We start from the raw sequence: 25,020 nt of genomic DNA, 5'->3' as shown, positions 1-25,020 counted from the left end.
TTCGGTAAGGCCCGTCGCGACTGAAGTCGCTCCACAGGGCGTATCGCGACGGACACAGCCCGACAGCGACGGAAATCAGGATTAGGTCGACGTTTCAATGGATCCGCACGCGAAAGACGCTGTTACGAATCCCGAATCCCGAATCCCGAATCCCGCTCAAGCCTCCGGCAACACCTTCCCCGGATTGAGAATCCCATCCGGATCCAGTGCCCGCTTGATCGCGCGCATCGCGTCCAGGGTGGCGGCGTCGAAGGCCTGATCCATGTAGTCGCGCTTGGCCACGCCGATGCCGTGTTCGCCCGACAGCGTGCCTTCCAGCGACAGCACCAGGGCGAACAGCTGCGGCAGGGCGGCCTGCGCGCGCGCAGTCTCGTCGGCATCGTCGGGCGCGTACATGATGTTGACGTGGAGGTTGCCGTTGCCGGCGTGGCCGAAGGCGACGATCGGCAGGTCGAACTCGGCGGCCAGCGCTTCCACACCGGCAACCAGCTCGGGGATGCGCGACACCGGTACCACCACGTCTTCGTTGATCTTGCCGGGCCGGATCGTGCGCAGCGCCGGCGACAGCGCGCGGCGCGCGGCCCACAGGCGGTCGCGTGCGCTGCCGTCGGCGGCCACGTCCAGGGCCAGCAGGCCGTCGCCCTCGGCCGCCGCGCCCAGCGCCTGCAGCCTGTAGGGCAGGGTGTCGTGGTCGCCGTCGGCCTCGATCAGCAGCATCGCGCCGGCCTCGGGCACGTCGCTGCCGTTGCGACGCAGCAGCGCGATCGCGCTGCGGTCCATGAATTCCAGCATGGTCGGCGTGCTCGGCTGCGCCATCAGCCGCGACACCGCCGCGGCGGCACCGGCGGCGTCGCGGTACAGCGCGCGCAGGCCGGCCTGTGCCAGCGGCCGCGGCGACAGCTTCAGCGTCGCTTCCACGATCAGCGCCAGGGTGCCTTCGCTGCCGACCAGCAAGTGGGTCAGGTCGTAGCCGGTGGCGTCCTTGGTGTAGGCGCCGCCGCAGCGGATCAGCTCGCCGCTGCCGGTCACCGCGACCACGCCGAGCACGTTGTCGCGGGTGGCGCCGTACTTCACCGCGCGCGGCCCGCCTGCGTTGGTGGAGAGGTTGCCGCCGACGCTGCAGATCTCCGCGCTGGACGGATCCGGTGGCCAGAACAGCCCGTGCGGCGCCAGCGCCTGCTGCAGGTCGCCGTTGAGCACGCCGGGTTCGACCACGGCGCAGCGGTCGGCCGGGCGCAACTGCACGATGCGGTTCATGCGCGCGAACGACAGCACCACGCCGCCGCTGAACGGCACCGCGGCGCCGGCGGTGCCGGTGCCGGCGCCGCGCGCCACCAGCGGCACGCGGTGCGCACGGCAGGCGCGCACGATCGCCTGCACCTGCTCGCGGGTCTGCGGCAGTGCCACCGCGTCGGCCAATGCCCAGCGCCGCGAATCGTCCTCGCCGTAGCTGCGGCGGCTGTCGGCATCGGTGCGCCAACCGTCGGCGCCGAGCAGCGCGGCGAGGGTGTCGGTGAGTGCGGCGGGGAGGGGTGTGGTCATGGCGAAGGCGGTGAAGAGGGAGCGGAGGGCGAGGGCGGCTGCAGCAGTTTCCAGGTGAGCACCGCCAGCGCCAGCGGCAGCCACACCCAACGCAGTTCCGACAGCAGCGTGGCCACGCCGCGCGCGCTGAAGAAGCCGTTGGCGAACGGCGAGACCCGGATCGGCCGCCACGGCGCGAACCAGCGCTGCTCGCTCCACGGCCAGGCCAGGGCCACGCCGAGGCCGCCGGAAGTCATCGCATCGAGCAGCGGATGCGAGGCGGTGCAGACGAACATCCAGACGGCCGCCTGCAACGCGCCGGCGCGCAGGGGACGGTGCAGCAGCGCGCCGAGCATGCCCAGTACCGCGGCGAACAAGAGCGAGTGGCTGGCGCCGCGATGACCGAAGGCGTCGGCGTAGGGGATATGCAGGGCGAAGCCGAGCACGTCGGCGTCGGGCAGCATCGCCGCGACGATGCCGGCGCCGAGCAGGCGCGTGGAGATGCGCCCGCGGTCGGCGGCGGCCCACAGCGCCAGCGGCACCGCGGCGTGGGTGAAGATGCTGGGCATCTCAGCAATCCTCGGCGCGGAAGGCGTCCCGCAGCCAGGTCAGCCGCGGCGGATCGCCCTCGGCCTCGACCACGTCGAAACGGCACGGCCAGGTGGCGTACTGCGGATGCGCGGCCAGGAACAGTTGCGCCGCCAGCAGCAGGCGGCGGCGCTTGCGCAGGTCGACCGAGGCCGCGCCGCCGCCGAACGCGCTGCTGCGCCGGTAGCGCACTTCGACGAACACCAGGCTCTGCGCCTGCTGCATCACCAAGTCCAGCTCGCCGCCGCGGAAGGCGACGTTGGCGGCGATCAGGCGCAGGCCGGCGCGCTCCAGTTCGGCGCGCGCCGCCGCTTCCACCGCGTTGCCGCGTCGGCGCCGCTCAGTTTCCATCGGGCAGCGGGGTCGGGCGCCCGCCGCTGAAGGTGGACCAGGCCGGGGTGCGCACGATGTTGCCGAAGCCGTCCAGGTGCAGCACGCCGGTGGCGCCGCGCAGGCCGCTGTCCTTGCCGGTCGCCAGCTTCTCCAGGTACGCGGTGATCTGCCAGGCGTCGTAGCCGAAGGCGAACAGGCGCGCGGCCGGGCCGCGTGCGGTCGGCAGCATGTCGGCCACGCTGGTCGCCGCCGGCAGGCCGCCGACGCCGCGCACGTTCCACAGTTCGCTCGGGTAGACGATGCCGTCCAGCACCAGGTCGTCCTCCGGCTTGCCGGTGCCCAGCACCAGCTGCGAGGTCGCCACCCGGGTCTTGCCGGCGAAACCGGCCAGCGCCAGCTGCGGCGCCAGCGCGCGGGCGGTGTTGCCCTTGACCGCCAGCAGCACCGAGTCCGCCGCGCCGGCGTTGCGCAGCTGCGCGCCGATGTCGCCCGGGGTGTCGGCCACGCTGACGCTGCCGGCGACCTTGCCGCCGCGCTCGCTGAAGCGGTCGCGGAACGCGGCCACCGCGCGGCGACCGTTGTCGTCGTTGCTGCCGATCACCAGCGTGTTGTGGCGCTCGTGCGCCAGCAGGTACTCGGCGGCGGCGATGCCGTCGTCTTCCGGCGCCAGCGAGAAACCGGCGCTGCCGCCCGGCGGCGCGTGAGTGCCGCGGTTCAGCGCCAGCACCGGCACCGGCAGCGCGTCGCGCCCGAACAGCGCGGTGACCTCGTCGCGGCCGAGCGGGCCGACCACGAAATCGGCGCCGCCGTCGACCGCCTTCTGATAGGCGGCCAGCGCCCCGGCCGGGGTGCCGGTGGTGTCGATGAAGTCGATCGCAGGACGCCGCCGGGTCTCGCCGTAGTAGCCGGCGAGCAGGCCGTCGCGCACCGGCGCGGCCGCGGTGGCCAGGTTGCCGCTCAACGGCAGTAGCACTGCCAGCTTGGCCGGCGGGCGGTAGCCGTCACGCTCGGCCGGCGGCCGCTTGCTGGTGTCGAAGCCCCACTGCTCGCCGCGGTCGAACGGACGCGGCAGCGCCAGGCCGCGGCTCAGCAGCGCGCGGCCGACGAAGTTGTACAGCGGGTCGCCGGCCGGCAGCGCGGTGGCGCGCGCCTGCAGGGTGGCGTCGTTGAGCGTGGCCAGCTGGCGCACGATGGCGCGCTGGTTGTCGCTGCGCGCCTGGCCGCTGAGGCCGTTGTCGGCGCGGGCACGCTCGTCCAGTGCCGCGGTGGCGTCGCCGGTGCCTTCCAGCGCCTGCGCGCGGGCCAGGTGCCAGCGCGCGCGCAGGTTCTGCGGCACCGCCTGCGGATCGCTGCCCAGCGCCTGCAACGCCTTGGCCGGCTGGCGGTCGGCCAGGGCCAGTTCGGCTTCCACCAGCGCCACCCGCACCTTGCTCAGCGGAGGCAACTGCCGCACCTGCACCTGTGCCAGCAGGCTGCGCGCGCGCGCGGCGTCGCCGGCCTCGTACCAGGCGAAGGCGGCGTCGCCCAGCAACTGGTTGCGCTCGCTGCCGGTGGCGCCGGCGGCCTGCGCCTCGAGCTGCTGCGCCGCATCCCGCGGCTTGCCCTGGTCCAGCAGCGCCAGCGCCGCCGATTGGGCCGGCGAGGCGCTCGGCGTCACGCTGGAGGTGGCGCAGCCGGCGATGAGCAACGCCAGCAGCGACAGGGCGGAAATCCTTGCGAATCGCTTGTTCATTTCTGGTCCATTCGGCTGGGCACGCCGGGCGCGCCGGGGAAAACCGCTACGATTCTACCCTTGACCATGGAAAGCCGTAGATGAGCGCCCAGCCCGGAACCCTGCATGTCGTCGCCACGCCGATCGGCAACCTCGCCGACCTGACGCCGCGCGCCCAGGAGACGCTGCGCTCGGTGGCGGCGATCTGTGCCGAGGACACCCGCCGCAGCGGCCAGTTGCTGGCCCACTTCGGCATCGAGCGGCCGCTGCTGGCGCTGCACGAACACAACGAGGAGGCGTTGTCCCAGCGCATCGTCGCGCGCCTGCTGGAGGGCCAGTCGCTGGCCCTGGTCAGCGACGCCGGCACCCCGCTGGTCAGCGACCCCGGCTACCGCCTGGTGCGCGCGGCGCGCGCGGCCGGGGTGCGGGTCAGTCCGGTGCCCGGCGCCTGTGCGGTGATCGCCGCGCTCAGCGTGGCCGGCCTGCCCAGCGACCGCTTCGCCTTCGAGGGCTTCCTGCCGGCCAAGGCCTCGGCGCGCCGCGAGCGCCTGCTGCGTCTGGCCGGCGAGCCGCGCACCCTGGTGTTCTACGAAGCCTCGCACCGCATCGCCGAGTCCCTGGCCGACTGTCGCGCTGCTTTCGGGGATGCCCGCCCGGCGGTGCTGGCGCGCGAACTGACCAAGCTGTTCGAGACCGTGCTCGACGGGACCCTGGCCGACCTGCACGCCCGGGTCGAGGCCGACGACAACCAGCGCAAGGGCGAGTTCGTGCTGATGGTGCAGGGCGCCGGCGACGACGCCGACGCGCAACTGGCCGAGGGCCGCCGCGTCTACGCCAAGCTCAGCGAGCACCTGCCGCCGTCCACCGCCGCCAAGCTGGCCGCCGAACTGACCGGTGCTTCGCGAAAGGCCTTGTACGGCGGCTGACGTGGCAGTAGGCCGGGCGTTCGGCACCACCCGTGCCAGGCTGTAGCGGCGTTCCATTTCTGCTTCTTTGATGAAAGGGCACACCATGAGCACAGCAGTTGCGAAGGAGCAGGGCGCGTGTCTCTGCGGCGCCGTTCGGCTGCAGGCGACGTTTTCCGCCCGCGAAATGGGGGCGTGTCACTGTTCGATGTGCCGTCGCTGGTCCGGCGGCGTATTCCTCGCGGTGGAATGCCGCGACGTCGAGGTCGAGAACGCAGAGAACGTGGGCGTGTATGCCTCGTCCGAATGGGGGGAGCGGTGCTTCTGCAAGGTCTGCGGCAGTACGCTGATGTGGCGGTCCAAGGACGGGACGCACCACGCGCTGTCCGTTCACCTCTTCGAGGATCCTTCCGGCTTCGCGTTGACGTCGCAAATCTTCATCGACGAAAAGCCGGCCAGCTACTCGTTCGCCGAACCCACCAGGAACATGACCGGCCCCGAATTCGTCGCCATGGTGACTGGCGCAGCGCAATAGTGGCCCGTCTGGACAGGCCGGGCGGCTGTCCCCGGCCAGCGGTGGGCAGGGGGCGTAGAAAAAAGCGGCGGAGCCGGCCGATAAGCCGGGTTCTGTCGTGGACAGTCATTCTTCTAGGCGCACCGTCACCGGTACGCTCGAGCAACCTACCCGGACCCGACGCGGGCCGCGCCATGAGGTCCCTATTTGGTCTTGCTCCAGGTGGGGTTTGCCGTGCCGGTCCGTTACCGGACTCGCGGTGCGCTCTTACCGCACCATTTCACCCTTACCGGCCTGCTTGCGCAGACGTAGGCGGTATCTTTCTGTTGCACTTTCCGTCGGCTTGCGCCGCCCAGGCGTTACCTGGCACCTTGCCCTATGGAGCCCGGACTTTCCTCGGCATCCCGCCGCACCGAAGTGCGAGGGGATGACGCGACTGTCTGGCCGACTCCGCCGCGCGCATTGTCGCATGTTAAGCCGGAGCCCGGGATTCGGGATTCGGGATTCGGGATTCGGGATTTTTCCGCGAGTGCAGGGCGGTTGCGATTGCATTGTGGGAGGGACTGAAGTCCCTCCCACGAAAATCGCCGCTTTTTGTATCAGGTCGCTGACAGCGATTTCGCGCCTCATCCCATGCTTCCCGAATCCCGAATCCCGAATCCCGAATCCCGGGTCACGAGTCCCGGTTCTCCAGCCGCGTCTCCCCCAGATACACCCCGTCGGGGCCGAACCGGCGCTCGTGGATCCAGCCGTGGCCGGCGGCGTCCACCGCGACGATGGTGCTGGCGCGGGTGCCGTAGTCGTGGCCGCGGATGAAGGCCGGCGACAGCCGTCGCTCCAGTTCCGGGCCGACCCCGGTGTCGGGCAGGTCGGCCGGGTCGGCCAGGGTCTCGTCGGCCAGCGCCCGCCACAGCGGCGCCAGGTCGTCGTCGCCGGCCGCGATCCAGGCGGTCACGGCAGTGCGCAGGCGCAGGGTCTTCGGCCAGGGCGCGTCCAGCGCGCCGTTGGACATGCCGTGCACGCCGGGCGCCAGGGCGCTGCGGCCGGGCGGGTGGTTGCCGACGTAGGCGGCGCCGGCGGTATCGGCCAGCAGCAGGTTGAACGGCGGATAGGCGTCGGCGCGCGCCGCCAGTGCCTCGGCGAAGGCGGCGGCCGGCTGCGCGCCAGTCAGGTAGTCGGCGATCAGGGCGCCGCGCGAAGCGCCGGACATCGCCGCCAGCGGGTCGCGCACATTGGTGACCACGGCGCAGCGGCCGGCCTCGTCCAGCCCCACCCAGGTACCTCCGGAACGCAGGTCGCGCCCGGCCAGCAGGCGTTGCGCCGGGGCCGGCCAGCGCTGCAGTGGCGCGGTCGGGCGGGCGTGGAATTCGTCGCGGTTGCCGACCAGCAGCAAGCGCCATCGCGGGTGCGCAGCGTGCGCGAGAACGACCAGACACATGCGCCGCAGTGTGCGCGCTTGCGCAACCGGGTGCGAGTCCATGTGCCGTGTCGACGGCCGGTGACGATGGCCTTAACGCCCTGTACACAGGCCTGAATTTCCGTTCAATCTCAAAATTTGAGACGAAACAGTAACTTGTGGATAAGCCTTGAACAAGTCTCTAAAGATTGCTGCAAACCATTGATCCCGCTAGCGATTTGCCGCTCGCAAAGTTGTTGACAACCTGTTGCGCGCTGCTAAGGTGGGCACTTGAGGGGAAACCGGGTTTTTTGTGGTTTTTCGTGGTTCAATGACCGCCCAGGCGGATTCGGAAAGGTGCAGGCGTCGTGTTTCAGGGCGAGACCGCAATCACTGTGGACGACAAGGGGCGTATGGCGGTTCCCACCGCGTACCGCGACCTCGTCGCGCGCGTGAGCGGCAATCGGCTGGTGCTGACCTACAACCCGTTCGAGGCCGGCTGCCTGTGGCTGTATGCGGAGAAGGAGTGGGAGCGGGTCCGTGACGACGTCATGGCCAAGCCCAATACCCAGCGCGTGGTGCGGGTCCTGCAGCAGAAGCTGGTGGGTTCGTCGGCCGCGCTGGAGCTGGACGCCAACGCCCGCATCACCATTCCGCCGAGCCATCGGGCTGCGGTGGGCATTGAAAAGCGCGCCGTGCTGTTGGGCATGGGCGACAAGTTCGAACTGTGGAGCGAGCAGGCTCATCGCGCACTGATCCAGCAGACGTTGTCTGACGAGGATCTGGGCGATGGATTGCTCGATCTGAAGTTGTGAGTCGGGGTGTCCGGATGCGCGGACAGGCGCAGGCCGGTCACCTCCCGGTGTCGCAACCATCGGCGGCGCATGTGCCGGTGTTGTTCGCGCAGGTCCTGGACGGGCTGCAGGTGATCGAAAACGGAATCTATCTGGATGGCACGTTCGGGCGTGGCGGACACGCGCGCGGGGTGCTGCACAAACTCGGCCCAGGAGGCCGGCTGCTGGTGATGGACAAGGATCCCGAGGCGATCGCCGAAGCCGAACATGCGTTCGGCGGCGACGCGCGCGTGTCCATCTATCGCGGCAGCTTTGCCGAGCTGGGCCAGTGGGACGCCGCCACCGCCCTGGACGGGGTGCTGTTCGACCTGGGCGTGTCCTCGCCGCAGCTGGACGTGGCCGAACGCGGCTTCTCCTTCGGCAAGGACGGCCCGCTGGACATGCGCATGGACCCGGAGGCCGGCGAGAGCGCGGCGCAGTGGCTGGCGCGCGCCGACGAGCGCGAGATCGCCGACGTGCTGTGGACCTACGGCGAAGAGCGGCAGAGCCGGCGCATCGCCCGCGCCATCGTCGCCCGCCGCGAGAAGCAGGCGCTGACCCGCACCGCCGAGCTGGCCGAGCTGATCGCCAGCGTGATGCCGCGCGGCGACAGCAAGACCCACCCGGCCACCCGCAGCTTCCAGGCCATCCGCATCCATATCAACCGCGAGCTGGCCGATCTGGAGACCGGCCTGGACGCGGCGCTGGCCCGGCTCAAGCCCGGCGGCCGCCTGGCGGTGATCAGCTTCCACTCGCTGGAAGACCGCATCGTCAAGCAGTTCATGCAGCGCCATGCCAAGGCCCCGCCGAGCAACCGCCGCCTGCCCGAGGCCAGCACGTTCGTGCCGACCCTGCGCCTGCATGGCGGCGCGATCAAGGCCGACGCCGACGAACTGGCGGTGAACCCGCGCGCGCGCAGCGCGGTGCTGCGGGTGGCGGAGAAGCTGGGATTGGGGATTCGGGATTCGGGATTCGACGAGCGCTCCTCCCCAATCTCCAATCCCCACTCCCCAATCCCGGCGTCTCCGCACGGAGACGCCCAATGAGCCGGTTGCTGCTGATCGTCCTGCTCGCCTGCACCATCGCCTCGGCGATCGGGGTGGTGTACATGCGCCATCGCCATCGCCAGTTGTTCGTGGAGCTGTCGCGGCTGGAGCACAACCGCGACGAGCTGAACATCGAGTTCGGGCGGCTGCAGCTGGAGCAGGCGACCTGGGCCGAGAGCAATCGCGTCGACCAGGTCGCGCGCGAGCGGCTTGGAATGAAGTTCCCCGAGACCGGCGACATCGTGGTGGTGCGCCCGTGAGCAAGAGCGGACGCAACCGCACCCGCAGCAACTTCAACCTGCGTGGCCGCCTGGTGCTGGTCGGCGCGGCGCTGGGCCTGTGCTCGGTGACCCTGATCGGCCGTGCGGCCTACGTGCAGCTGATCAACAGCGACTTCTACCAACGGCAGGGCGAGGCGCGCTATCTGCGCGAACTGCCGATCGCCACCTCGCGCGGCATGATCACCGACCGCAATGGCGAGCCGCTGGCGGTGTCCACGCCGGTGGAGTCGATCTGGGTCAATCCGCAGGAACTGCTGCGCAGCCCGGACCGCATCCCGCAACTGGCGCAGGCGCTGGAGCTGCCGGTCGACGAGCTGACCGCCAAGCTGTCGCAGAAGGCGGACAAGGAGTTCATGTACCTCAAGCGCCGGATCAACCCGGACAAGGCGCATGCGGTGGTCGCGCTGGGCATCCCCGGCGTGTTCTCGCAGCGCGAATTCCGCCGCTTCTACCCGCAGGGCGAAGCGATGGCGCACGTGCTGGGCTTCACCAACATCGACGACCGCGGCCAGGAAGGGCTGGAGCTGGCGTTCGATTCCTGGCTGCGCGGCAAGCCGGGCGCCAAGCGGGTGATCCGCGACCGCAAGGGCGCGATCGTCGAGAGCATCGACCTGGTCAAGCCGGCGCAGCCGGGCAAGGACCTGACCCTGAGCATCGACCGCCGCATCCAGTTCCTGGCCTACAAGGAACTGCGCAACGCGCTGGTCGAGAACAAGGCCGCCGGCGGCTCGATCGTGATCATGGACGTGGCCACCGGCGAGATCCTGGCCATGGTCAACCTGCCGACCTACAACCCCAATGCGGTCAACGGGGTCAATCCGGACGTGCGCCGCAATCGCGCGGTCACCGACCTGGTCGAGCCGGGCTCGACGATGAAGCCGCTGACCATCTCCACCGCGCTCAAGGCCGGGGTGGTGACCAAGGACACGCTGATCGACACCAACCCCGGCTACATGGCCGTGGGCCGTTTCACCATCAAGGACGTGCCGCGCAACAACGGCGTGCTGACCGTGACCGGGGTGATCACCCGCAGCTCCAACATCGGCGCGGCCAAGATCGCGGCCAAGCTGCCGGACCAGACCTTCTACGATCAGGTCCACAGCTACGGCTACGGCAGCTCTCCGCACAGCGGCTTTCCCGGCGAATCGGCCGGCGTGTTCCCGTCGCCGGCGCGTTGGAGCGGCTCGTCCAAGACCACCATGTCCTACGGCTACGGCCTGTCGGTGACGCCGCTGCAGATCGCCCGCGCCTATTGCGCGCTGGGCAACGGGGGGCGCCTGGTGACCCCGACCTTCGTCAAGGGCCAGCACGAGGACAGCAAGCAGGTGCTGGATCCGGCGATCGCCAAGGAAGTGGTGGCGATGATGGAGACCGTGGTCACCCAGGGCGGCGCCAAGGGCGCGGCGATCCTGGGCTACCACGTCGCCGGCAAGACCGGCACCGCGCGCAAGGCCGGCCCCGGCGGCTACGAGCGCGGCCACTACAACGCGCTGTTCGCGGGCCTGGTGCCGGCGAGCAACCCGCGTTTCGCCACGGTCATCGTGATCAACGACCCGCAGGGCGCCAAGTACTACGGCGGCCTGGTCTCGGCGCCGGTGTTCCACAACGTGATGGAAGGCGCGCTGCGGCTGATGGACGTGCCGCCGGACGACATCCAGTCGTGGCTGGCCGCGCAGGCCGCCGGCAAGAGCGGCCACGCGCCGCCGCCGGCGCCGGTGGAACCGGATCCGGCGACCGTGCCCGACGCCGCCGCCGAGGTCGATGCCGCGCTGCCCAGCGCGCGCGCGGTGGCGCCGCCGGCGCCGGCCGCGTTGCCGGCGCCGCTGCAGGAGACCCGCCAGTGACCCGCGCGATGTCGCTGTCGCAACTGTTGCCGGGTGTGGCTTTGCCGCACGACGTGCAGGTGTCAGGGCTGGTGATGGACAGCCGTGCGGTGCGCCCGGGCGATGCCTTCGTGGCGATCGCCGGGTTCGGCGCGCACGGCCTGGGCTTCGTCGAACAGGCGCGCGCCAACGGCGCCGTCGCGGTGCTGTACGACCCGCCGGCCCCGGCCGAGCTGCCGGCGCCGGCCGACGCGATCGCGGTGCCGGGCCTGCGCGCGCGCATGGGCGCGATGGCCGATCAGTTCCATGGCCATCCGTCGCAGACCATGGCCATGGTCGGCGTCACCGGCACCAACGGCAAGACCTCCACCGTGCAACTGCTGGCGCAGGCCTGGCATCTGCTGGGCACCCGCAGCGGCAGCATCGGCACGCTCGGTGCCGGCCTGTACGGGCAGGTGCAGCCGACCGGTTTCACCACGCCGCTGGTGCTGCCGCTGCACGCGCTGCTGGCGCAGCTGCGCGACGCCGGCGCGCAGGCGGTGGCGATGGAAGTCAGCTCGCACGCGCTCGACCAGGGCCGCGTGGACGCGGTGCATTTCGACGTGGCGGTGTTCACCAATCTCACCCGCGACCATCTCGACTACCACGGCGACATGGCGGGCTACGGCGCGGCTAAGGCGCGCCTGTTCGCCACGCCGGGGCTGAAGTCGGCGGTGATCAACCTGGACGATGCGTTCGGCCGCGCGTTGCTGGAAAGACTGGATCCGGCGCTGCCCCGCATCGCGGTCAGCTCGCGCGGCCAGGACGGTGCCGAGGTGCGCGCAGAGGCGCTGCGCCTGGACGCGCGCGGCATCGGCTTCACCCTGGCGATCGGCGAAGAGCGGCATCCGCTGCAGTCGCCGTTGCTGGGCCATTTCAACGTCGACAACCTGCTGGCCGTGGCCGGCGCGCTGCACGCGCTGGACGTGGCGCCGGTGCGCATTGCCGCCACCCTGGCACAGCTGCAGCCGATCCGCGGGCGCATGAACCGGCTGGGCGGCGATGGCGCGCAGCCGCTGGTGGTGGTCGACTACGCGCACACCCCCGACGCGCTGGAACAGGCGTTGCAGAGCCTGCGCGCGCACGTGCAGGGCCGCATCACCTGCGTGTTCGGTTGCGGCGGCGAGCGCGATACCGGCAAGCGCCCGCAGATGGCGGCGATCGCGCAGCGCTTGGCCGAGCGCGTGGTGGTGACCGACGACAACCCGCGTGGCGAGGACGGCGACCGCATCGTCGCCGACATCCTGGCCGGCTTCGACGGCATGCAGGCGGTGCAGGTGCAGCGCGACCGTGCGCAGGCGATCGCCACGGCGGTGGCCGACGCCGGCGCCGAGGACATCGTGCTGATCGCCGGCAAGGGCCACGAGCCCTACCAGGAGATCGCCGGCGTGCGGCATCCGTTCGACGACACCGAGGTCGCCGCGCAGGCCCTGCGCGCGCATGCGGCGGAGGTGGCCCGATGAAGCGCCTGCCGTTGTCGATGATCGCGCACTGGGCCGGCGCCGAACTGCATGGCGACGACGTGGCGATCGACGCGATCAGCCACGACACCCGCAGCCTGGCCGCCGGCAGCCTGTACGTGGCGCTGCGCGGCGAGCGTTTCGACGGTCACGCCTTCGTTGCCGATGCCGCCGCGCGCGGCGCCAGCGCCTTGCTGGTGGAACGTGTGCAGCCGCAGATCGAGCTGCCGCAGATCGTCGCCGCCGACACCCAACTGGCGCTGGCACGGATCGCTGCCGGCATGCAGCGCGGCCGCGCCACTCGGGTGGCCGCGATCACCGGCAGCAATGGCAAGACCAGCGTTAAGGCGCTGCTGCTGGCGATCCTGCAGCACGCCTGCCGCATCGACGGCGGCAGCGTCTATGCCAACCCCGGCAACCGCAACAACGAGATCGGCCTGCCGCTGGCGGTGATCGAGGCGCCGGATGACGCCGACTACGCGATTTACGAGATGGGCGCCGGCAAGCCGGGCGACATCGCCTATCTCACCGACATTGCGCCGCCGCAGGTGTCGCTGGTCAACAACATCGCCGCCGCGCACCTCGAGCGCATGGGCAGCCTGCTCGGTGTGGCGCAGACCAAGGGCGCGATCTACACCGCGCTGCCGGCCGAGGGCACCGCGGTGATCAATGCCGACGACGCGTTCGGCCTGTGGTTCGAGCAGCGCCTGCCGATGGGCGAGGCGCGGCCGCAGGTGCTGCGCTTCGGCCTGCAGCCGGGCGCCGAGGTCGGTGCCGCGCAGATCCGCATGGCCGCCGACCGCACCCAGTTCGTGCTGACCACGCCGCGCGGCGACGTCGAGGCGACGCTGCCGCTGCCGGGCCGGCATAACCTGCAGAACGCCCTGGCCGCCGCCGCGCTGGCGCTGGCGCTGGACGTGGCGCCAGCGCGCATCGCCGCCGGCCTGGCGCAGGTGCAGCCGGTGCCGGGTCGGCAGATCACCCACACGCTGCCCAATGGCGCGGTGCTGATCGACGACAGCTACAACGCCAACCCCGGCTCGCTGGCCGCGGCGATCGACGCCCTGGCCGCGGCCGGCGGCGAGCGTTGGCTGGTGCTGGGCGACATGCGCGAACTTGGCGCCGGCGCCGAGGCGCTGCATGCCAGCGGCGGCCGCCGCGCGCGCGATGCCGGGCTGACCCGGCTGTACGCGCTCGGCCCGCTCAGCGCCCATGCCGCACAGGCGTTCGGCGAGAACGGCCGGGTGTTCGACAGCCATGCGGCGCTGATCGAAGCGCTGCAGCGCGATCTGGCGGCCGTGGCCGGGACCCGGGAACAGCAGGATCAAGAGCAGGAAGTGAAGCACATGCATGAGAACACCGGCGCGCCGTCCGTTGGCGCGCCTTCGCGGGACCCGGGACCCGGGTCCCGGGTCCCGGCCACGCTCCTCGTCAAGGGCTCGCGCGGCAGCGCCATGGATACCGTCGTGCGCGCGCTGCTGAACCAGGCACAGGAGGCGCCGCATGCTGCTTGAACTCGCCCGCTGGCTGCAGCAGCTCGAAAGCATGTTCGGGCTGTTCGGCTATCTGACCTTCCGTGGCATCCTCGCGGCGCTGACCTCGCTGTTCCTGTCGCTGTGGCTGGGCCCGGCGGTGATCCGCAAGCTGGCGCAGTTCAAGGGCGGCCAGCCGATCCGCCAGGACGGCCCGCAGACCCACTTCTCCAAGGCCGGTACCCCGACCATGGGCGGCTCGCTGATCCTGCTCACCGTGCTGCTGTCGGTGCTGCTGTGGGGCGACCTGCGCAACCGCTACGTGTGGCTGGTGCTGGCGGTGATGCTGGCGTTCGGCGTGATCGGCTGGTACGACGACTGGATCAAGATCGTGCGCCGCGACCCGAACGGCCTGAAGTCGCGCTGGAAGTATCTGCTGCAGTCGATCTTCGGCCTGGCCGCGGGCCTGTTCCTGTACTACACCGCCGACGTGCCGGCGGCGATCACCTTCTACATCCCGATGTTTAAGTCGATCGCGCTGCCGCTGGCCGGGATCAGCTTCGTCGCCATCGCCTACTTCTGGATCGTCGGCTTCTCCAACGCGGTCAACCTGACCGACGGCCTGGATGGCCTGGCGATCATGCCGACGGTGCTGGTGGCCTGCGCGCTGGGCGTGTTCGCCTACGCCTCGGGCAACGCGGTGTTCTCGGCCTACCTGAAGATCCCGACCATTCCCGGTGCCGGCGAACTGATCATCATTTGCGCGGCGATCGCCGGTGCGGGCCTGGGCTTCTTGTGGTTCAACACCTACCCGGCGATGGTGTTCATGGGCGACATCGGCGCGCTGGCGCTGGGCGCGGTGCTGGGCACCATCGCGGTGATCGTGCGCCAGGAACTGGTGCTGGTGATCATGGGCGGCGTGTTCGTCATCGAGACCCTGTCGGTGATGATCCAGGTCGCCTCGTTCAAGCTCACCGGCAAGCGCGTGTTCCGCATGGCCCCGATTCACCACCACTTCGAACTGAAGGGCTGGCCGGAGCCGCGGGTGATCGTGCGCTTCTGGATCATTTCGGTGGTGCTGGTGCTGGTCGGCCTGGCCACGTTGAAGGTGCGCTGATGAACGACACCGCCCGCCAAGCGACCCGCCTGGAGGCCATCGGTGGCCGCTACGACCCGTGGCTGCTCGGCGCCGCGGTGGCGCTGGCGTCGCTGGGCGTGGTCATGGTCGGCTCCAGCTCGATCGAGCTGACCACCAGCCCGTTCTATTACCTGAGCCGCCACCTGCTGTTCCTGGCCGGCGGCGTCGGCCTGGCGATCTGGGCGATGCGCACCGAGCTGAAGAACATCGAGCAGTACAACCAGTTGCTGCTGCTGGCCTGCTTCGGCCTGCTGCTGGTGGTGTTCGTGCCCGGCCTGGGCAGCACCGTCAATGGCGCGCGGCGCTGGATCAACCTGGGCATCTCGCGCTTCCAGACCGTGGAAGCGGTGAAGGTGTTGTACATCGTGTGGCTGTCCAGCTACCTGGTGCGCTTCCGCGACGAGGTCAACGCGACCTGGCCGGCGATGCTCAAGCCGCTGGGCGTGGCGGTGGCGCTGGTCGGCCTGCTGCTGCTGCAGCCGGACTTCGGCTCGTCCACGCTGCTGCTGGCGATCACCGCCGGCATGCTGGTGCTGGGCGGGGTGAACCTGCCGCGCATGTCGATGCCGATCGTGATCGGCCTGCCGGTGTTCGCCTTCATCGCGATCCTCGAGCCGTACCGCCTGCGCCGCATCACCTCCTTCCTCGATCCCTGGGCCGATCAGCTCGGCTCCGGCTACCAGCTGTCCAACGCACTGATGGCGGTGGGCCGCGGCGAACTGTTCGGGGTCGGCCTGGGCGGCTCGGTGCAGAAGCTCAACTACCTGCCGGAAGCGCACACCGACTTCATCTTCTCGGTGATCGCCGAGGAACTGGGCTTCGTCGGTGTGTGCCTGATCATCTCGCTGTACGCGCTGCTGGTCGGCCGCGCGTTCTGGCTGGGCATGCGCTGCGTGGAGATGAAGCGCCACTTCTCCGGCTACATCGCCTTCGGCATCGGCCTGTGGATCAGCCTGCAGAGCTTCGTCTCGGTCGGCGTGAACCTGGGCATCCTGCCGACCAAGGGCCTGACCCTGCCGCTGATCTCGGCCGGCGGTTCCAGCGTGCTGATGACCTGCGTGGCGATGGGCCTGCTGCTGCGCGTGTCCTACGAACTCAACCGCGCCGAGCGCCAGGTGGCGCTGGTGCGCAGCGACGCAGCGATGCCGGTCAAGCAGACCGTCGACAACGCCGAGGACCTGCACGCCGCGCGCGAGGCCAGCGCCAGCGCGGTCGCCGCGGCGATCCAGGGCGGCGCCCCGGGGCGCGGCACCAGCCGCATGCAGCCGCGCGTCGAACCGACGTTCGGGAGGCTGGGATGAGCGCGGTGCAGGGCGATCGTCCGGTGATGATCCTCGCCGGCGGCACCGGCGGACACATCTTCCCCGCGCTGGCCGTGGCCAAGGTGCTGCGCGCGCGCGGCGTGCCGGTGGTGTGGTTGGGCGCGGCCGGTCGCATGGAAACGCGGCTGGTACCGGAGCATGGCATCGAGCTGGACACCATCGAGATCGGCGGCCTCCGTGGCAAGGGCGCGCTGGCCCTGTTCGGCGCGCCGGTGCGGGTGATGCGCGCCGTGCGCGCCGCCGGCTTCGTGCTGCGCCGGCGTGCGCCGCGCGCGGTGATCAGTTTCGGCGGTTTCGCTGCCGGTCCCGGCGGCCTGGCCGCGCGGCTGCTCAAGCTGCCGCTGCTGGTGCACGAACAGAACCGCGCGCCGGGCCTGACCAACAAGGTGCTGGCGCGGGTCGCACGGCGCGTGCTGACCGGCTTCCCCGGCAGCTTCGCCACCCGCGAGGAAGCGGTAGGCAACCCGGTGCGCGCCGAGATCGCCGCGCTGGCGCCGCCGGCGCAGCGCCTGGCCGGTCGCCACGGCGCGCCGCGGCTGCTGGTGCTGGGCGGCAGCCAGGGCGCACGCGTGCTCAACCAGGCGCTGCCGCAGGCGTTGGCCGCGCTCGGCGTGGCCGTTGAGGTGCGCCACCAGTGCGGCGAAGCACTGCGCGAGGAAGCCGCGCGCGCCTATGCCGATGCCGGCGTGGCCGCCAGCGTCGAAGCCTTCATCGGCGACATGGCCGACGCCTACGCCTGGGCCGACCTGGTGGTGTGCCGCGCCGGCGCCTCGACCCTGGCCGAACTGTGCGCGGTCGGCATCGGCAGCGTGCTGGTGCCGTTCGCCGCCGCCGTCGACGACCACCAGACCCGCAACGCCGAATACCTGGTCGAGCGCGGCGCCGCCGTGCTGCTGAAGCAGGACGATGCCCTGGCCGACCACCTGCAGCGCGTGCTGCGCGACCTGCTGGCACAGCCCGCACAGCGCCTGGCCATGGCCGAGGCCGCACGCCAGCTGGCCAAGCCGGATGCGGCCGAACGCATCGCGGACATCGTGTTGGAAGAGGCCGGGAGTCGGGATTCGGGATTGGGGATTGGTAAAAAGCAGGAGCACAAGCAGGACACCATGCAGACACCCGTACAACGTGCGGCGCTGCGGCCATCGGCCGCCGGCGACGCGAATCTCCAATCCCCAATGCCGAATCCCGGCACCTCCACCGGAGGTGCCCAATGATCCGCCGTCTCCACGACACCGGCGATCTGGTCCGCGCGTTCCCGCGCGTGCACTTCGTCGGCATCGGCGGCACCGGCATGAGCGGCATCGCCGAGGTCATGCTGACCCTGGGCTATGAGGTCTCCGGCTCGGACAACGCCGACAACGCGGCCACCCGGCGCCTGGTCAAGCTCGGCGCGCGGGTGATGCGCGGTCACTCGGCCGCCAACGTGCTCGGCACCGACTGCGTGGTGGTGTCCAGCGCGATCCGCGAAGACAACCCGGAACTGATGGAAGCGCGCAGCCAGCGCATCCCGATCATGCCGCGTGCGGCGATGCTGGCCGAGTTGATGCGCTTCCGCCGCGGCATCGCGGTGGCCGGCACCCACGGCAAGACCACCACCACCAGCCTAGCCGCGGCGGTGCTCAGCGAAGGCGGGCTGGACCCGACCTTCGTGATCGGCGGGCAACTGCTCGCCGCCGGCGCCAACGCCAAGCTCGGCGGCGGCCAGTGGCTGGTGGCCGAGGCCGACGAGAGCGACGGCAGCTTCCTGCGCCTGAACCCGCTGATCTCGGTCATCACCAACATCGATGCCGACCACCTGGAGAACTACGGCAACGACTTCGCCCGGGTCCAGGCCGCGTTCGCCGAGTTCCTGCAGCGCCTGCCGTTCTACGGCCTGGCGGTGCTGTGCATCGACGATCCGGAAGTGGCCGCGCTGGCAGCGAAGACCCCGCGTCACGTGATGAGCTACGGCCTCAGCGAGAACGCCGACGTGCGCGCCGAGGACGTGGTCCAGGACGGCCCGCGCATGCGCTTCACCCTGCGCCTGCCGGAAGGCAGCAGCATCCCGGTGACCCTGGCGCTGCCGGGCCGCCACAACGTGCTCAACGCGCTCGCCGCCGCCGCCATCGGCTGGCAGCTGGGCGTGGCGCCGGAGGCGATCGCCAGCGCGCTGCAGAGCTTCGCCGGCATCGGCCGCCGCTTCAACGACCTGGGCGAAGTGACCACCGCCGGCGGCGCGCGCGTGCGCCTGGTCGACGACTACGGCCACCATCCGCGCGAGCTGGCCGCGGTGTTCGCTGCCGCGCGTGGCGGCTGGCCGGACAAGCGCCTGGTGGTCGCGTTCCAGCCGCATCGCTACAGCCGCACCCGCGACCAGTTCGATGCCTTCGCCGCGGTGCTGTCGGAAGTGGACGCGCTGGTGCTCAGCGAGGTCTACCCGGCCGGCGAGGCACCGATCCCGGGCGCAGACGCGCGCTCGCTCGCCCGTGCGATCCGCGCACGTGGCCGCAGCGAACCGGTGGTGGTCGGCCAGGTCGGCGAACTCGACAGCGTGCTGCCGGACGTGCTGCAGGACGGCGACCTGCTGCTGATGATGGGCGCGGGCGACATCGGCTACGTCGCCCAGCACATCGCCCAGCACGGCTTCGCCGGCGGAGTGGACGCATGAGCGCGCAGACCCTGCCGCCGCCGCGCGTCACCGACCCGGCCGTGTTCGGCCGCGTCGCCGTGCTGCTCGGCGGCAGCTCCAGCGAGCGCGAAGTGTCGCTGAACTCCGGCGCCAACGTGCTCGAGGCGCTGCGCAGCCGCAGCGTCGACGCGCAGCCGGTGGACGGCATTCCCGCCTTGCTGGAGCGCATCCGCGCCGGCGAGGTCGACCGCGTATTCAACATCCTGCACGGCGGCGACGGCGAGAACGGCGTGCTGCAGGGTCTGCTGCGCGCGTTGCAGGTGCCGTTCACTGGCCCCGACGTGCTCGGCAGCGCGCTGACCCTGGACAAGATCCGCACCAAGCAGGTGTGGATCGCCGCCGGCCTGCCGACTCCGGGCTTCGCCCGCATCGACGCCCAGGCCGACCTGGCCGCGGCGGCCGCCGCGCTGGGCTATCCGCTGTTCGTCAAGCCGGCCTGCGAGGGGTCCAGCGTCGGCGTGTTCCGCGTGCTGTCCGAGGCCGACCTGGCGCCGGTGCGCGCCTTCGCTGCCGACTACCGCGGCGAACTGCTGATGGAGCAGATGGTGCAGGGCGAGGAATACACCGTCGGCATCCTCGGCGACGTCGCGCTGCCGTCGATCCGCATCGTGCCCGCGGGCGACTGGTACGACTACCACGCCAAGTACATCGCCGAGGACACCCAATACCTGTGCCCAGGCATGGAAGGCGAGGACGAGACCCGGATCCGCCAGCTCGCGCTGCAGGCCTTCGCCGCGGCCGGCTGCAGCGGCTGGGGCCGCGTCGACGTGATGCGCGACCGCGTGCGCGGCCTGCAGCTGATCGAGGTCAACACCGCCCCGGGCATGACCAGCCATTCGCTGGTGCCCAAGGCCGCGGCGCAGCTGGGCGTGGATTTCGCCGGCCTGTGCTGGCGCATCCTGGAGCAGACGCTGTGAAGCCGGGATTGGGGATTCGGGATTGGGGATTCGCACCGTCGGCGCTTCGCGCCGCCGGCGCGGTCTGCTGCGCGCATTGCGCCAATCCCGAATGCCCAATCCCCAATCCCGCACGCGGAGCGCGCCCATGAACGCCTCCCTGCGCATCCTCGCCTGGTTGCTGGCACTGGCCCTGGTCGCGCTGCCGATCGTGGCCGTGCTCAACGGCTGGGTCGGCGCCGAGCGCTGGCCGCTGAGCCGGCTGCAGGTCAGCGGCGACTTCAAGCGCGTGTCCGCCGAGCAGTTGCGCCAGGTGGTGCTGCCGTATGCGCGGCGCGGCTTCTTCGCGGTGCGCCTGCAGGATGCGCAGAACGCGATCGAGCGCCTGCCGTGGGTGGAGAGCGCGCGCGTGCGCAAGCGCTGGCCGGACGTGCTGGAAGTGCGCGTCACCGAACATCGTCCGTTCGCGCGCTGGGGCGCGGACCGCATGCTGTCCGAGCAGGGGCGCATCTTCGCCCTGCCCAACGAACTGCGCGACGTGGCGCTGCCGCACCTGGACGGTCCCGACGCCAAGGCCGCCGACGTGGTCGCGCTGTACAACGCCTCGCGCGCGCTGTTCGCTCCGGTCGGCTTGCCGGTGCAGGGCGTGGCCCTGGACGCGCGCGGCAGCTGGTCGCTGGCGCTGGGCAACGGCGTGCAGGTGGTGGTCGGGCGCGACGACGCGCGCGCGCGCCTGGAGCGCTTCGCCCGGGTGCTGCCGCAACTGCTGCAGCCGGGCCAGCCGCCGCTGGCGCGCGCCGATCTTCGCTACACCAACGGATTCACGGTGGCATGGGTACCCGAGAGCAAAGAGCCGAGTAAGGAGCCGGGCAAGGAGAAGAAACCCGCGGCGCCGGCCCAGCCCACGCGCCACGCGGCACTGGCCGACCCTCCATCCCATCGCGAGAGCCCGCTCTTCTCCATTCCCCATTCCCCATTCTCTATTCCCGGCTCCAAGACATGAACCGCAAAGGCGACAAATCCCTCATCGTTGGACTGGACATCGGCACCTCCAAGGTCGTCGCGCTGGTCGGCGAATACTCGCCCGGCAACCCGATCGAGGTGATCGGCATCGGTTCGCACGAATCGCGCGGTCTCAAGCGCGGCGTGGTCGTGGACATCGAATCCACCGTGCAGTCGATCCAGCGTGCGATCGAGGAAGCCGAACTGATGGCCGGCTGCGAGATCCGCTCGGTGTACGCGTCGATCTCCGGCAACCACGTGCAGTGCAAGAACTCGCCGGGCATCGTGCCGATCCGCGACGGCGAGGTGACCTGGAACGATCTGGACCGCGTGCTGGAAGCGGCCAAGGCGGTGGCGATCCCGGCCGACCAGCGCATCCTCCACGCGATCCCGCGCGAGTACGTGCTGGACGATTCGCAGGAAGGCATCCGCAACCCGGTCGGCATGACCGGCGTGCGCCTGGAGGTGCACGCGCACCTGGTGGTGTGCGCGCAGTCGGCGGCGGCCAACATCAGCAAGTGCGTGCAGCGCTGCGGTCTGCAGGTGGACGACCTGATCCTGTCCTCGCTGGCGTCCTCGGTGGCGGTGCTGACCGCCGACGAGCGCGAGCTGGGCGTGGTGCTGGTGGACATGGGCGCCGGCACCACCGATCTGGCGGTGTTCGTGCAGGGCGCGATCTGCCACACCGCCTCGCTGCCGATCGCCGGCGACCACGTCACCAACGACATCGCGCACATGCTGCGCACGCCCACCCCGGAAGCCGAGCAGATCAAGGTGCGCTACGCCTGCGCGCTGGCGCAGCTGGCCACCGCGGAAGAAAGCATCCAGGTGCCCAGCGTCGGCGACCGCCCGCCGCGGCGCATGCCGCGCCATTCGCTGGCGCAGGCGGTGCAGGGACGCTACGAGGAGATCTTCGAGATGGTGCAGGCGGAACTGCGCCGCTCCGGCTTCGAGGAACTAGTGCGTGCCGGCATGGTGCTGACCGGCGGCGCCTCGAAGATGGAAGGCGTGGTCGAACTGGCCGAGGAAATGGTGCAGATGCCGGTACGCGTGGGCATTCCCCAGCACGTCACCGGCCTGGGCGAAGTCGTGGGCAATCCGGTCCACGCCACCGGCGTGGGCCTGCTGCTGATGGGCAGCCAGATCGAACACCCACGCCGCCCGTCGCTGCCGACCGGCCGCGCCGGCAGCTTGTTCAAGAAATTGAAGAACTGGTATCGCGGCGAATTTTGATGGAGCCGGGATTCGGGATTCGGGATTGGTGGAGCAACAGCGGTAGGTAGAGAGAGTGGAGAGCGGTAGGTAGGCAGGCGATAGGTTTTTTGCAGTGATTCCGCCGCGGAAAGGGTCACGGAACTGGGTAGTCGCTCTTGCGAATCCCCACTCCCGAATCCCGAATCCCGGCACCCAAACAACAACACTCGCCGGACGGAGAGGCAGGAAAAAAGGATCGGAGTTCTCCGAATCCCCAATCCCCACTCCCCAATCCCGGCTCAAGAGGACACGGACATGGCGCATTTCGAACTGATTGAAAAGATGGCACCCAATGCAGTGATCAAGGTCGTTGGCGTGGGCGGCGGCGGCGGCAACGCGGTCGCGCACATGGTCAGCAGCAGCGTGGACGGCGTGGAATTCATCACCGCCAACACCGACTCGCAGGCGATCAAGAACTGCGGCGCCAAGCTGCAGCTGCAGCTCGGCACCAACGTCACCAAGGGCCTGGGCGCGGGCGCGAACCCGGAAGTCGGCCGCCAGGCCGCGCTGGAAGACCGCGAGCGCATCATGGACGCGCTGCAGGGCGCGGACATGGTGTTCATCACCGCCGGCATGGGCGGCGGCACCGGCACCGGCGCCGCGCCGGTGGTGGCGCAGCTGGCCAAGGAAATGGGCATCCTGACCGTGGCCGTGGTCACCAAGCCGTTCCCGTTCGAAGGCCGCCGCCGCATGCAGGTGGCGCTGAAGGGCATCGAAGAACTGAGCCAGCACTGCGACTCGCTGATCACCATCCCCAACGAGAAGCTGATCACCGTGCTCGGCCGCAACGCCACCATGATCCAGGCGTTCCGCGCCGCCAACGACGTGCTGCAGGGCGCGGTGCAGGGCATCGCCGACCTGATCGTGCGTCCGGGCCTGATCAACGTCGACTTCGCCGACGTGCGCACGGTGATGTCGGAAATGGGCCTGGCGATGATGGGCACAGGCTCGGCCCGCGGCGACGACCGCGCGCAGGCCGCTGCCGAAGCCGCCATCCAGAACCCGCTGCTGGACGACGTCAACCTGGCCGGCGCCAACGGCATCCTGGTCAACATCACCGCCGGCCCGGACTTCACCATGGCCGAGTTCGACGAGATCGGCCGCACCATCGAGGGCTTCTCCTCCGAGGACGCCACCGTGGTGGTCGGCACCGTGCTGGATCCGGACATGCAGGACGAAGTGCGCGTGACCGTGGTCGCCACCGGCCTGAACCGCGCGGTGTCGCGCCAGTCGCAGCGTCCGGAGCAGCGTGCGCCGATCAAGCTGGTGCGCAACGCCACCACCGGCCAGCCGGAGTTCGGCGACTTCGAGCACGGCGGCGATGCCGTGTCCAAGGCGGTCGGCGGTGCGATGGGCCTGGGCCTGCGTCGTCCGAGCGGCGAGTCGATGAGCCCGGCGGCGGCCGCGCCGACCCCCGCAGCGGCGGACCTGCCGAGCGACTACCTGGATATCCCGGCGTTCCTGCGCCGCCAGGCCGACTGATGCCGTCCCTGGCGCAGCCGTCCGGCTTGCGGATGAGCCTGCCCGGCCATCCATGGCCGGGCGCGGGGCCGCTCGCGAAGCAGTGCTTCGCAAGCAAGCGGCCCGCCCTGCGCCGCTAGGCCGACTGAGGTCGATGCGTCATCGGCCGGCGTTCGCGCCGGCCCGCAACACCGCCGTCCAGGAGCGCCTCCCTGGTCGGCGCGCCGTGTCCCTTGCTGCCGGGTCCTCGCGACCCGGCAGGTTTTTGCGACCGCGACGCCCGCGCGGGCCAGCGTTGCACCCATGGGATGCTGTGACCGCTTTGTTAAAATTTGGCTAAACGCGTGATATTCTCGTTGTCTGTTCAGTTCCCGTGCGAACAGACGTTTCCAGACTGTCTGCCATGACCCAGCAACGCACTCTCAAGAACACGATCCGCGCCACCGGCGTGGGCCTGCACAGCGGCGACAAGGTCTACATGACCCTGCGCCCCGCACCGGCCGACCACGGCATCGTGTTCCGACGCGTGGATTTGGATCCGGCGGTGGACGTGCCTGCCGATGCCGAACTGGTCACCGAGACCACGCTGTGCACCGGTTTGAGCCGCGGCCAGGCCAAGATCCAGACCGTGGAGCACCTGATGTCGGCGATGGCCGGCCTCGGCGTGGACAACGCCATCGTCGAACTGTCCTCGGCCGAACTGCCGATCATGGACGGCTCGGCCGGTCCGTTCGTGTTCCTGCTGCAGTCGGCGGGCATCGTCGAGCAGGACAAGGCCAAGCGCTTCATCCGCATCAAGCGCGAAGTGGAAGTGCGCGACGGCGACAAGATCGCCCGTTTCGTGCCCTACGACGGCGGCTACAAGCTCGGTTTCACCATCCAGTTCGACCACCCGATGATCCCGGCCAAGCAGTCGCGCCAGGAGATCGAGTTCTCGACGATGGCCTACATCAAGGAAATCTCCCGCGCGCGCACCTTCGGCTTCATGCGCGACCTGGAGTACATGCGCGAGCGCAATCTCGGCCTGGGCGGTTCGATGGACAACGCCATCGTGCTCGACGAGTTCCGCGTGCTCAACGACGACGGCCTGCGCTACGCCGACGAGTTCGTGCGCCACAAGATCCTCGATGCGATCGGCGACCTGTACCTGGCCGGTGGCGCCATCCTCGGCGCCTACGAGGGCTACAAGTCCGGCCATGCGCTGAACAACAAGCTGGTCCGCGCGCTGCTCGCCGAACAGGCGGCGTGGGAGTGGGTCAGCTTCGAATCCGCCGCGCAGCAGGCGCCGGTGGCCTACGGGGCCGTGGCTTACGCCTGAATCCGTTCAGCCCGGCCAACGGCCGGGTGGGGATCACGG

Annotated in this window: 21 protein-coding genes, 1 other RNA gene and 1 pseudogene; 17 read left to right on the top strand and 6 right to left on the bottom strand. The window is 70.3% G+C overall.

Annotation, left to right across the window (positions count from 1 at the left end; genetic code table 11):
* Positions 1–156: 156 nt before the first annotated feature.
* From GGR66_RS12060 to GGR66_RS12045, 4 genes are read right to left on the bottom strand one after another with little or no spacing between them, the layout of a single operon-like run.
* On the bottom strand, positions 157–1,542 hold the full coding sequence (locus GGR66_RS12060) for an FAD-linked oxidase C-terminal domain-containing protein (RefSeq protein ID WP_184448381.1): 1,386 nt from the start codon (positions 1,540–1,542) through the stop codon (positions 157–159).
* The gene (locus tag GGR66_RS12055; RefSeq protein ID WP_184448380.1) at positions 1,539–2,090 is read right to left on the bottom strand and encodes a metal-dependent hydrolase; all 552 of its coding nucleotides are present in this window, start codon (positions 2,088–2,090) and stop codon (positions 1,539–1,541) included. The genes GGR66_RS12060 and GGR66_RS12055 overlap by 4 nt, the downstream gene beginning before the upstream one ends.
* Before the next feature lies 1 nt (position 2,091).
* Positions 2,092–2,460, bottom strand: a complete 369-nt coding sequence (locus GGR66_RS12050; protein WP_184448379.1) for a YraN family protein — start codon at positions 2,458–2,460, stop codon at positions 2,092–2,094.
* Complete coding sequence (locus tag GGR66_RS12045) at positions 2,450–4,174, bottom strand: penicillin-binding protein activator (RefSeq protein ID WP_184448378.1); 1,725 nt, start codon at positions 4,172–4,174, stop codon at positions 2,450–2,452. Before GGR66_RS12045 ends, GGR66_RS12050 begins: the two co-directional genes overlap by 11 nt.
* An 80-nt stretch (positions 4,175–4,254) precedes the next feature.
* Here GGR66_RS12045 and rsmI point away from each other — a divergent pair, with 80 nt between their 5' ends.
* Positions 4,255–5,079 carry a 16S rRNA (cytidine(1402)-2'-O)-methyltransferase gene (gene rsmI, locus GGR66_RS12040; protein WP_160966607.1) on the top strand — a complete coding sequence of 275 codons (825 nt, stop codon included), beginning with the start codon at positions 4,255–4,257 and terminating at the stop codon, positions 5,077–5,079.
* A gap of 85 nt (positions 5,080–5,164) precedes the next feature.
* The gene (locus GGR66_RS12035; protein ID WP_160966609.1) at positions 5,165–5,593 is read left to right on the top strand and encodes a GFA family protein; all 429 of its coding nucleotides are present in this window, start codon (positions 5,165–5,167) and stop codon (positions 5,591–5,593) included.
* Positions 5,594–5,658: 65 nt separating this feature from the next.
* Here GGR66_RS12035 and rnpB read toward each other — a convergent pair.
* Together rnpB and GGR66_RS12025 are read right to left on the bottom strand one after the other, a co-directional pair.
* Positions 5,659–6,024: RNase P RNA component class A (gene rnpB, locus GGR66_RS12030), an RNA gene on the bottom strand.
* A 221-nt stretch (positions 6,025–6,245) separates the two neighbouring features.
* Entirely contained in the window at positions 6,246–7,010 is a 765-nt protein-coding gene (locus tag GGR66_RS12025; RefSeq protein WP_184448377.1) for an NRDE family protein, read from the bottom strand.
* A gap of 371 nt (positions 7,011–7,381) precedes the next feature.
* On the opposite strand from GGR66_RS12025, the gene GGR66_RS12020 reads away from it, so the two are divergent.
* The 15 genes and pseudogenes from GGR66_RS12020 (at position 7,382) to lpxC (ending at position 24,981) form a co-directional block, all read left to right on the top strand.
* A complete protein-coding gene (locus GGR66_RS12020; RefSeq protein ID WP_010344444.1) occupies positions 7,382–7,783 on the top strand; it encodes a division/cell wall cluster transcriptional repressor MraZ in 402 nt (133 codons plus the stop codon).
* A 14-nt stretch (positions 7,784–7,797) separates the two neighbouring features.
* Positions 7,798–8,847, top strand: a complete 1,050-nt coding sequence (gene rsmH, locus GGR66_RS12015) for a 16S rRNA (cytosine(1402)-N(4))-methyltransferase RsmH (protein ID WP_184448492.1) — start codon at positions 7,798–7,800, stop codon at positions 8,845–8,847.
* Entirely contained in the window at positions 8,844–9,107 is a 264-nt protein-coding gene (ftsL, locus tag GGR66_RS12010) for a cell division protein FtsL (RefSeq protein WP_009576670.1), read from the top strand. Before rsmH ends, ftsL begins: the two co-directional genes overlap by 4 nt.
* On the top strand, positions 9,104–10,972 hold the full coding sequence (locus GGR66_RS12005; RefSeq protein WP_184448376.1) for a penicillin-binding transpeptidase domain-containing protein: 1,869 nt from the start codon (positions 9,104–9,106) through the stop codon (positions 10,970–10,972). The genes ftsL and GGR66_RS12005 overlap by 4 nt, the downstream gene beginning before the upstream one ends.
* Positions 10,969–12,453 (top strand): UDP-N-acetylmuramoyl-L-alanyl-D-glutamate--2,6-diaminopimelate ligase, encoded by a 1,485-nt coding sequence (locus tag GGR66_RS12000; protein WP_184448375.1) that lies wholly within the window; start codon positions 10,969–10,971, stop codon positions 12,451–12,453. Before GGR66_RS12005 ends, GGR66_RS12000 begins: the two co-directional genes overlap by 4 nt.
* Positions 12,450–13,964 (top strand): UDP-N-acetylmuramoyl-tripeptide--D-alanyl-D-alanine ligase, encoded by a 1,515-nt coding sequence (gene murF / locus GGR66_RS11995; RefSeq protein ID WP_184448374.1) that lies wholly within the window; start codon positions 12,450–12,452, stop codon positions 13,962–13,964. Before GGR66_RS12000 ends, murF begins: the two co-directional genes overlap by 4 nt.
* Positions 13,954–15,039: a phospho-N-acetylmuramoyl-pentapeptide-transferase gene (mraY, locus tag GGR66_RS11990; protein ID WP_010344435.1), complete on the top strand. Its 1,086-nt coding sequence runs from the start codon at positions 13,954–13,956 to the stop codon at positions 15,037–15,039. The genes murF and mraY overlap by 11 nt, the downstream gene beginning before the upstream one ends.
* Positions 15,039–16,361: a putative lipid II flippase FtsW gene (gene ftsW / locus GGR66_RS11985; protein WP_167087284.1), complete on the top strand. Its 1,323-nt coding sequence runs from the start codon at positions 15,039–15,041 to the stop codon at positions 16,359–16,361. Before mraY ends, ftsW begins: the two co-directional genes overlap by 1 nt.
* Positions 16,358–17,596: an undecaprenyldiphospho-muramoylpentapeptide beta-N-acetylglucosaminyltransferase gene (gene murG, locus GGR66_RS11980; protein ID WP_184448373.1), complete on the top strand. Its 1,239-nt coding sequence runs from the start codon at positions 16,358–16,360 to the stop codon at positions 17,594–17,596. Before ftsW ends, murG begins: the two co-directional genes overlap by 4 nt.
* A complete protein-coding gene (gene murC / locus GGR66_RS11975) occupies positions 17,593–19,029 on the top strand; it encodes a UDP-N-acetylmuramate--L-alanine ligase (RefSeq protein WP_184448372.1) in 1,437 nt (478 codons plus the stop codon). The genes murG and murC overlap by 4 nt, the downstream gene beginning before the upstream one ends.
* Complete coding sequence (locus tag GGR66_RS11970) at positions 19,026–19,967, top strand: D-alanine--D-alanine ligase (protein ID WP_184448371.1); 942 nt, start codon at positions 19,026–19,028, stop codon at positions 19,965–19,967. The genes murC and GGR66_RS11970 overlap by 4 nt, the downstream gene beginning before the upstream one ends.
* A 127-nt stretch (positions 19,968–20,094) precedes the next feature.
* Positions 20,095–20,772: pseudogene (locus tag GGR66_RS11965) on the top strand (cell division protein FtsQ/DivIB); the annotation flags it as partial.
* Positions 20,773–20,945: 173 nt separating this feature from the next.
* Entirely contained in the window at positions 20,946–22,181 is a 1,236-nt protein-coding gene (gene ftsA, locus GGR66_RS11960) for a cell division protein FtsA (RefSeq protein WP_010340121.1), read from the top strand.
* Between the two features lie 276 nt (positions 22,182–22,457).
* Positions 22,458–23,684 carry a cell division protein FtsZ gene (ftsZ, locus tag GGR66_RS11955; protein ID WP_160966631.1) on the top strand — a complete coding sequence of 409 codons (1,227 nt, stop codon included), beginning with the start codon at positions 22,458–22,460 and terminating at the stop codon, positions 23,682–23,684.
* 382 nt (positions 23,685–24,066) lie between these two features.
* Positions 24,067–24,981 (top strand): UDP-3-O-acyl-N-acetylglucosamine deacetylase, encoded by a 915-nt coding sequence (gene lpxC / locus GGR66_RS11950; protein ID WP_160966633.1) that lies wholly within the window; start codon positions 24,067–24,069, stop codon positions 24,979–24,981.
* Positions 24,982–25,020 lie beyond the last annotated feature (39 nt).

The sequence above is a fragment of the Xanthomonas sp. 3498 genome (assembly GCF_014199795.1).
In the GTDB taxonomy this organism is placed as follows: Bacteria; Pseudomonadota; Gammaproteobacteria; order Xanthomonadales; family Xanthomonadaceae; genus Xanthomonas_A; species Xanthomonas_A rydalmerensis.
The sequence above is the reverse complement of the archived record's forward strand: the minus strand, read 5'-3'. Positions and strand labels throughout refer to the sequence as shown.